Genomic DNA, 7,854 nt, shown 5'->3' with positions numbered 1-7,854 from the left:
CGCGGCGGGCGCGACGGGGCCGCCGTGGCCGGGCCCCGCCGTCGCGGCGCTGCTGCTCGGGGTCGCGCTGCGACCGGCCCTGCTGCGGCAGCTGCCCGGCGGCAGCGCGGACCCGGTCGCGCCCGGGCTGCGGTGGGCGGCGTCGCGGCTGCTGCAGGCCGGGGTCGTCGTCCTGGGGGTCACCGTCCCGGTGTCCGCGCTCGCGGGCGTCGGCCTGCGCGCGCTGCCGGTGGTGGCCGCGGTCGTCGTCACGGCGCTGCTCACGGCGCACCTGGTGGGCCGCGCGCTCGGCGTCCCGCCGACCGTGCGCCTGCTCATCGGCGCCGGGACCGGTGTGTGCGGGGCCTCGGCGGTCGCGGCGACGTCGGCGGTGGTGCGGGCCCGACCGGCCGACACCTCCTACGCCCTCGGCGTCGTCGTGCTGTCGAACCTCGCGGGCGTGCTCGCGCTGCCCCTGCTCGCCCTCGGCCTCGGGCTGCCGGACGCGGCCGCGGCGGCGTGGGTCGGCGCCACGGTGGCCGACACCAGCGCCGTGGTCGCCGTCGCCGGCGCGTGGGGCGCGGCCGCGCTCGCCGTCGCGACCGTCGTCAAGCTCGTGCGGGTGCTGCTCCTGGTCCCGCTGACCGCCGCGCTCGCCTGGCGCCACCGCGAGGCGGGGGCGCGCGCCGGCGTGCCGGGCTTCGTCGTGCTCTTCGCCGCCGCGGTGGGGCTCGCCGCGACCGGTCTGCTGCCGGCTGCGGTCCTCGCGGCCGCCCCGACCCTCGTCGCGCTGCTGCTCACCCTCGCCCTCGCGGGCGTCGGGCTCGGGACCGACCTGGCGGCGGTCCGACGCGCCGGTGCCCGCCCGCTCGTGCTCGGCGCCGTCACGTGGGTCGCGGTCGTCACGGTGGCCCTCGGGCTCGTCCGGCTCCTGCTGCCCGGGTGAGACCGTCGGGTCCGGTCCCTCCGGTGACGGGGGTGTTACGGGCGTGGAACGGCTGGCGGCCGGTGTCCCGCCCGGCGCCCGCGACCCTTGTCCCGACCGTCCGGACGGGTGAAGGATGACGGCACCCGCCCCCGCCCGGCGCCGCCGTCGTCGCCGGCCACGACCCGAGGAGACCCCCGTATGCCGTCCCCCCGCTGGGTGCCGGGAGCGCTCGCGACCTCCGTCGCCTGCGCCCTCGCGCTCTCCCTCGTGCCCTCCGCCTCGGCCGCCCCCACCGACCCGGACGGCGACGTCCTCACCCGCGTCGCCGAGGAGCGCTCCCAGGGCCGCGCCTTCGGCACGGCCTCGCTGTCGCGCGTCGTCCAGCGCGGTGAGGCCGACCTGCCCGCGCAGCCGAGGAACGACGTCATCGAGGACGTCCCGGTGAACCCGGCCGACGCGTCGATCCCGCTCAACCTCATCCCGTACCACGAGTTCGCCCCGCGGCTGCGGGCGCTGCAGGCGAGCGACCGCATCAGCGTCGAGGTCATCGGCCAGAGCACGCAGGGCCGCGACATGCACCTGGTCGTCGCGACGTCGCCCATGAGCGACGGCGAGTGGGACGACTGGCAGGAGCTGTCGGACCTGCGGACGGAGGACCCGGCCGCCGCGCTCGCGCTGTTCGAGGCCGGCGGCTACGACGGCTGGAAGAAGCCGGTCTTCATCAACAACAACATCCACGGCAACGAGTGGGAGGGCACGGACGCCGCCTTCCGCCTGCTCGACGAGCTGGCCACCTCGACCGACCCCGAGGTCGAGCAGCTGCTCGAGGACCACGTGGTCGCCGTCGTCATGAGCAACAACCCCGACGGCCGCGTGAACGCGACCCGCGCCAACGGCAACGGCTTCGACATGAACCGCGACCACATCACGCAGTCGCAGCCGGAGGTCCGGACGGTCCGCGACCAGATCATCCGGTACAACCCGCTCACGTTCATCGACCTGCACGGCTACGTCGGCGGCACCCTCATCGAGCCGACGACCGGGCCGCACGGCGAGAACTACGAGTACGACCTCTACATCCGCAACGCCATCCGCAACGCGCTCGCGATGGAGGCGGAGATCCTCGCCGAGGTCGGCCCCGACCTGCCGAACTGGCAGGGCAGCGTCGAGGCCACCCAGCTCGACATCCCGTGGCGCAACCGCACGACCGGCTGGGACGACTGGCCGCCGATCTTCACGCCGATGTACGCGATGTACCACGGCGCGATCGGGCACACGATCGAGTTCCCGCTCAACCCGCGCAGCAGCCAGCTGAGCGTCGAGGAGCGTCACCGCCGGACCGCCGTCAACACCCGCGTCGCGCTCAGCGCCATGGAGGGCAACCTCGGCTGGGTGGCCGAGAACGGCGACACCCTGCTGGCGGACCAGCTCGAGCTGTTCCGTCGCGGCGCGGCGGGCGAGGGCACGCGCCCCGTCGACGACGAGCTCGCCCTGTCGCTCGCGGCCGGCACGAACGACGAGACCTTCACCAAGGAGTTCCCGCGCGCCTACGTCGTCCCCGCCGGCGACGCCCAGCGCAGCGACACCGCCGCGGCCCGGCTCGTGCAGTTCCTCGTGGACAACGACGTGGCGGTGACGGTCGCGAAGACGCCGGTCCGCATCGGCGGCGAGCGGTTCGAGGCGGGCTCCTACGTCGTCGACATGCACCAGGCCAAGCGCGGGCTCGCGAGCACCATCCTCGAGCCCGGCCGCGACGTGAGCGACGAGTTCCCCACCATGTACGACATCTCCGGCTGGAGCCTCGGGGACCTGTGGGGCGCGAGCGTCGAGGTCGTGGAGGAGACCGGGCGGATGCCGGTCAACCAGCTCGTCGACGTCTCCTCCACCGTGCCGACCGGCTCCTTCCCGGAGGGCCGGCGCGCCGGCTACCGCTTCGAGGTCGACTCGCTCGAGGGCGTGCAGGCCGTCAACCGCCTCGCCACCGCCGGGCTCGCGCTGGGCCGGCTCGAGGACGGCGGCTTCGTGGTGAGCGGCGACGCGGCCGAGGTCCGGGCCGTCGCCCGGGAGCTCGGGGTCGCCTTCTCGGTGGCGGGCCCGGCCGACGTCGCGGCGGCGGCGCCCTTCAGCGGCACCCGGCTCGGGGTCAGCGGCCTCAACGACGAGCTGTTCGCCCTGCGGGCGATGGGCTTCGACGTCACCCCCGTCAGCCACACCGGCTTCAACGACGGCTCGTACGCCTTCGACGACTTCGACGCGCTCTACGTGTCGTCGACGGCCTTCAACCCGCAGTCCCTCGACGCCACCGCCCAGGCGGCGTTCTCGGCGTGGCTCGCCGAGGGGCACAACGTCGTGGGCCGGGGCGCCGGCGGCGCCCTGTTCAGCACCCGGGCGGACCTGCTCGCGGCGACCGTCGCGAGCACGACGAACAGCGCCACGCCGGCCGCGGGCCAGGTCCGCAGCGACGCGAACGGGACCGTGCGGGTAGTCAACGACCCGGCGAGCCCCGTGACCGGTGACGCCGGTGAGGTGTCGTTCGTGTCGCCGCCGCGGCCCTTCACCTCGGTCCCGGCCGGGGCGCGCGTCGACCAGCGCCTCGGCGACGGCTCGTTCGTCATCGCCGGGCACTGGATCGGCTCCGCCGCCTGGGCCGGGGCGCCGGTCGTCGTGAGCGGCAGCGCCCGCGGCGCCGACGTCACCCTGTTCGGCACCGAGCCGCTGTACCGCGCCCACCCGCAGGGCCTGTTCACGCAGGTCGCGGAGGGCCTGTGGTGGTGACGGGCGGGCCGGTCGGCTGAGCCGTCCGGACGCACGACCGGTGGCCCGGGAGCACCCGCTCCCGGGCCACCGGCGTCTCAGCCGCCCGCGACGGACTGGACGACGTCCACGTCGGTGCCCGTGGGCACGGGGGTGTCGAGCCCCCGCAGCCGGCGCACCTCCTCGCCGGCGAGGTAGACGTTGACGAAGCGGCGCAGCCCACCCTGCTCGTCGCGCAGGCGGCGTCCCAGGGCGGGGTGCGCGGCCGCGGCGGCGTCGAGGACGTCGCGGACGGTCGGTGCCGCGCCGGCATACCCGACCACGTCGAGCCCGACCTCGCGCGCCCCGCCGAGGTCGGTGGCCAGCGCCCTCGGCACGCGCAGCAGCACCCTCACGGCAGCCCCGGCAGCTCCGGCAGCACGGCCGCCCGCACGCAGAGCACGTCCGGCAGCCCGGCCGCGACCTCGGTGAACGTCGCGCCGGCGTCCGCGGACGCCCACACCTGCCCCGACCGGCTGCCGAGGTACACCCCGGTCCGTCCCGCGCCGGCCACCGCGGCGTCGTCGACGCACGCGGCGTCGCGCAGGACGGCGTTGAAGTGGCCCTCGGGCAGACCGTCGCCGTGCGCGGTCCAGGTCCGCCCGGCGTCGTCGGAGCGGTGCACGGCCAGCCGTCCGCCCGGCGGCACCCGCTCGCCGTCGGCGACGAGCGGCACCACCCACACCCGTCCCGGCGTCAGGGGGTCGGCGAGGACGGGGAACCCGAAGTCGCTCGGCAGGCCGTCGGCGATCGACGTCCACGTGTCGCCCGCGTCGTCGCTGCGGTACACGCCGTGGTGGTTCTGCGCGTACAGCCGGGAGGGGTCCCCGGCGTCGCGGGCCACCTTGTGCACGCACTGCCCGAACTCCGGTGCCGGGCCGGGCAGGAAGTACGCGGAGATGCCGACGTTGCGCGCGCGCCACGACGACCCGCCGTCGTCGCTGCGGTACACCCCGCCCGTGCTCATGGCGACGTGCACGGTGTCGTCGACCGGGCTCGGCAGGACGGTGTGCGCCGCCGCACCGCCGTAGCCGGCGCCCCACTCGCCCCGGTGCGGGTGGTCCCACAGCGCCTGCACGAGGTCGAAGTGCTCACCGCCGTCGGTGCTGCGCCACACGGAGATCGGTTCGCAGCCCGCCCAGACGACGCCCGGGCGCCCGGCGGTGTCCGGGCGCAGCTGCCACACCCGTTCCAGCGACGCGCCGGTCGGCTCGGGGAAGCGGATGGCCCCGTGGTCGGGCTCCTGCCAGGTCGCGCCGAGGTCGTCGCTGCGCACGACCGTCGGACCCCAGTGCTCCGAGCGGGTGCCGACGAGCACGCGGGTGCGTCCGTCGCGGGTGTCCAGCGCCACGGCCGGCACCTCGTGCATGAGCAGGTGCGGCTCCGAGACCCGCCACGTCACCCGGTCCTCGCTCGTGGCGAGCCAGAGCCCCTTGCGTGTGCCGATCGCGAGCAGAGTCGTCATGCAGGACGAGACGCCTCCGGCGCGCGGAACTCATCGCGCGGGCGCGGTCCCGGTGCCCCCGTCGTCGGCGGACCGGGTCTCCGCGTACACCTCCCGCACGGCGGCCGCGACGGCCGCGGTGAGCGGGACGAACAGCAGCGCCCCGGCGATGCCCCACAGCAGGCCGCCGGCGGTGACGGCGACGAGCACGACCGCCGGGTGCAGGCGCAGGCTGCGGCCCATCACCCACGGCTCGATGACGTCGTTGCCGACCTGCTGGACGACGACGACCAGCACGAGGGTGAGCAGGGCCGTCGTCACGCCGCCGTCGACGAGCGCCACCGCGACGGCCAGCGCCCCGCCCACGAGCGCCCCGATCGTCGGCACGTACGACAGGGCGAACTGCAGCACGGCGAGCAGCAGCACGAGCGGGACGCCGAGCGCGAGCAGCCCGAGACCGATGCCGACCGCGTCGAAGACCGCGACGACGGTGAGACCGCGCACGTACGCGCCGACGGTGTGCCACGCGGCGGTCCCGGCGCGGGCGACGCGTGCCCGCGGACCGGGCGCGACGCGCCGCAGCGTCCAGCGCCACATCGAGCGGCCGTCCTTGAGGAACAGGAAGGCGAACGCCAGGGCGAGGAACACCCCGACGAGCACCTCGAAGGCGCCGGACACCGCGGACGCGGCCTGCCCGAGCGCGCCGCCGGAGGACTGCGAGCCCTCCGGGGGCCGCGAGCCGCCCGAGGACTGCGAGCCGTCCGAGGCGCCGGAGGGCTGCACCTGCTCCGGCACCGCCGCCCGGAGCGGTTCCGGCAGGCGCTGGGTGGCCTGCTGCACCCGGTCGGCGAGCTGTGGCGCCTGCTCGGCCAGGCTCGCCCCGAGCAGCGCCCCCAGACCGCCCACGACCGCCAGGAGCAGCACCACGACGGCGAGCGAGGACACCCACCGCGGCAGGCCCCGCCGGTCGGCCCGGTTCACCAGGGGCGCGAACGTGCCGGCCACGAGGGCGGCGACCGCCAGCGCGACGAGCAGCGTGGTGAGCGCCGACACGAGCTGACCGAGCAGCCAGGCCGCCCCGCCCACCACCGCGAGCAGGCCCGCGACCGTCGCGGCGCGCACGAGCCAGGGGGGCGCGGGCAGCCGCGGCCACCTGGCCGGGCCGTCGGTCGGCGGCGTCGCGGGCGGCGGGTCGTCGTCGGGCACGGGACGTGTCTACCCGCACGGGCCGGGCGGCACGCGCCGGGACACGACGCCGCTGCGGGCCTTTGCCGCCCGGCGGCACCGCGCCTACCGTGGGAGCAGGGCGCCTGGTGCGTCGAGCGAGGAGGCTCACGATGACCGCGACGGCCCACGGACCCACGGCCCCGCCGAGCGACGGCGCAGGTGGCCGCCCGCACGTGCTCGTGGCCGCGCTCGGTGACACCGAGCACGGCGACGAGGGCTTCGCCGCGCACGTCCTGCGCTCGCTGCCGCGCGACGTCCTGCCCGCCGGGGTCGAGGTCGCCTACTACGGCACGGCGACGGACCGGCTGCTGGCGGACCTCGAGCGCGGGTGGGACGGGCTCGTCGTCCTCGACGCGCTGCCGGAGCGGGGCTGTCCGGGCTCGCTGCGCGTCGTGGACCTCGACAACCGGCGCACCGTGACCCTGTCGCACGACCTCGACGCGCCCCGCGGCGAGGCCCCCGCCGGCACCACCCTCGTCGACGCCGCCCGGCGCCTGGTGCCCCGCACCGTGCTCGTGGGCTGCGAGGTCGTGACGGCCGACGAGCGCGTCGGGCTGACCGGGGACGTCGAGGCGTGCGTGCGTCCCGCCGCGCGCTTCGTGCTGTCGGTGCTCGGGCGCATCACGGGCACCCACGTGCCGGAGCCGGACTGGCTGCGCGAGGCGGACGAGGCCCCCGGCGACGACGGGGACCGGGACCTGCTGCTGACCCGCGGCCCGCTCGGTCGCCTCAGGTAGCACCCGGGTCGGGTAGCAGCGCCCTCGTCCCGCGGCCACCATGGGGCCATGCGGGTCGTGGTGGCAGGTGGGCACGGTGCGGTCGCGCGGCTGACGGCGCGCAGGCTGGTCGCCGACGGGCACGAGGTCGTGGGGATCGTGCGCAACCCCGACCACGTCGCCGACCTCGAGCAGGACGGCGCGGTGCCCGTCGTCGCCGACCTCGAGCGGGTCGACGCCGACGCGCTCGCCGCCGTCGTCCAGGGCGCCGACGCGGTCCTCTTCGCCGCCGGCGCGGGACCGGGCAGCGGTACCGCGCGCAAGGACACCGTCGACCGGGGCGCGGCGGTCCTGCTCGCCGACGCGGCCGAGCGGGCGGGCGTCCGGGCCTACGTCCTCGTGTCGAGCATGGGGGCGGACGGCGTCCGCGACGGCGCCACGCCCGACGGGGTGGACGAGGTGTTCCTCGCCTACCTGCGGGCCAAGCTCGCCGCGGAGGACGACGTGCTCGCCCGCGACGGCCTCGACGCGGTCGTGCTCCGCCCCGGGCACCTCACGGACTCCCCCGCGGGCGGTCGGGTCCGCCTCGCCCGGTCCGTCGACGCCGGCGACGTGCCGCGCGACGACGTCGCGGCGGTGCTCGTCGCGCTGCTCGGCGCCGCGGTCGACGGCCGTGCGGGGCGCCGGACGGTGCTCGAGCTCGTCGCGGGCGACGAGCCCGTCGACGACGCCGTCCGGGCGGCCGTGGGCAGCGACCGGGGCTGAGG

At 76.7% G+C, this 7,854-nt stretch carries 7 protein-coding genes; 4 read left to right on the top strand and 3 right to left on the bottom strand.

The window, feature by feature from the left end; all coding sequences use genetic code 11:
* Both WAA21_RS12555 and WAA21_RS12550 read left to right on the top strand, forming a co-directional pair.
* On the top strand, nt 1–925 hold a 925-nt coding region (locus tag WAA21_RS12555; protein ID WP_336923156.1), incomplete at its 5' end, for a putative sulfate exporter family transporter.
* Nucleotides 926–1,105: 180 nt separating this feature from the next.
* Nucleotides 1,106–3,682 carry a M14 family zinc carboxypeptidase gene (locus WAA21_RS12550; RefSeq protein WP_336923155.1) on the top strand — a complete coding sequence of 859 codons (2,577 nt, stop codon included), beginning with the start codon at nt 1,106–1,108 and terminating at the stop codon, nt 3,680–3,682.
* A 77-nt stretch (nt 3,683–3,759) separates the two neighbouring features.
* Here WAA21_RS12550 and WAA21_RS12545 read toward each other — a convergent pair whose 3' ends face one another.
* The 3 genes from WAA21_RS12545 to WAA21_RS12535 are packed head-to-tail and all read right to left on the bottom strand — an operon-like array spanning nt 3,760 to nt 6,350.
* Nucleotides 3,760–4,056 (bottom strand): MoaD/ThiS family protein, encoded by a 297-nt coding sequence (locus WAA21_RS12545; RefSeq protein WP_336923154.1) that lies wholly within the window; start codon nt 4,054–4,056, stop codon nt 3,760–3,762.
* The gene (locus tag WAA21_RS12540; RefSeq protein ID WP_336923153.1) at nt 4,053–5,165 is read right to left on the bottom strand and encodes a WD40/YVTN/BNR-like repeat-containing protein; all 1,113 of its coding nucleotides are present in this window, start codon (nt 5,163–5,165) and stop codon (nt 4,053–4,055) included. Before WAA21_RS12540 ends, WAA21_RS12545 begins: the two co-directional genes overlap by 4 nt.
* 30 nt (nt 5,166–5,195) lie before the next feature.
* Complete coding sequence (locus WAA21_RS12535; RefSeq protein WP_336923152.1) at nt 5,196–6,350, bottom strand: AI-2E family transporter; 1,155 nt, start codon at nt 6,348–6,350, stop codon at nt 5,196–5,198.
* Between the two features lie 131 nt (nt 6,351–6,481).
* On the opposite strand from WAA21_RS12535, the gene WAA21_RS12530 reads away from it, so the two are divergent.
* Both WAA21_RS12530 and WAA21_RS12525 read left to right on the top strand, forming a co-directional pair.
* Nucleotides 6,482–7,108, top strand: coding sequence for a hydrogenase maturation protease (locus WAA21_RS12530; protein WP_336923151.1), 627 nt, complete (start codon nt 6,482–6,484; stop codon nt 7,106–7,108).
* Between the two features lie 48 nt (nt 7,109–7,156).
* Nucleotides 7,157–7,852 (top strand): SDR family oxidoreductase, encoded by a 696-nt coding sequence (locus tag WAA21_RS12525; RefSeq protein ID WP_336923150.1) that lies wholly within the window; start codon nt 7,157–7,159, stop codon nt 7,850–7,852.
* Nucleotides 7,853–7,854: the final 2 nt, after the last annotated feature.

The organism is Aquipuribacter sp. SD81, from assembly GCF_037153975.1.
GTDB lineage: Bacteria > Actinomycetota > Actinomycetes > Actinomycetales > JBBAYJ01 > Aquipuribacter.
The sequence above is the reverse complement of the archived record's forward strand: the minus strand, read 5'-3'. Positions and strand labels throughout refer to the sequence as shown.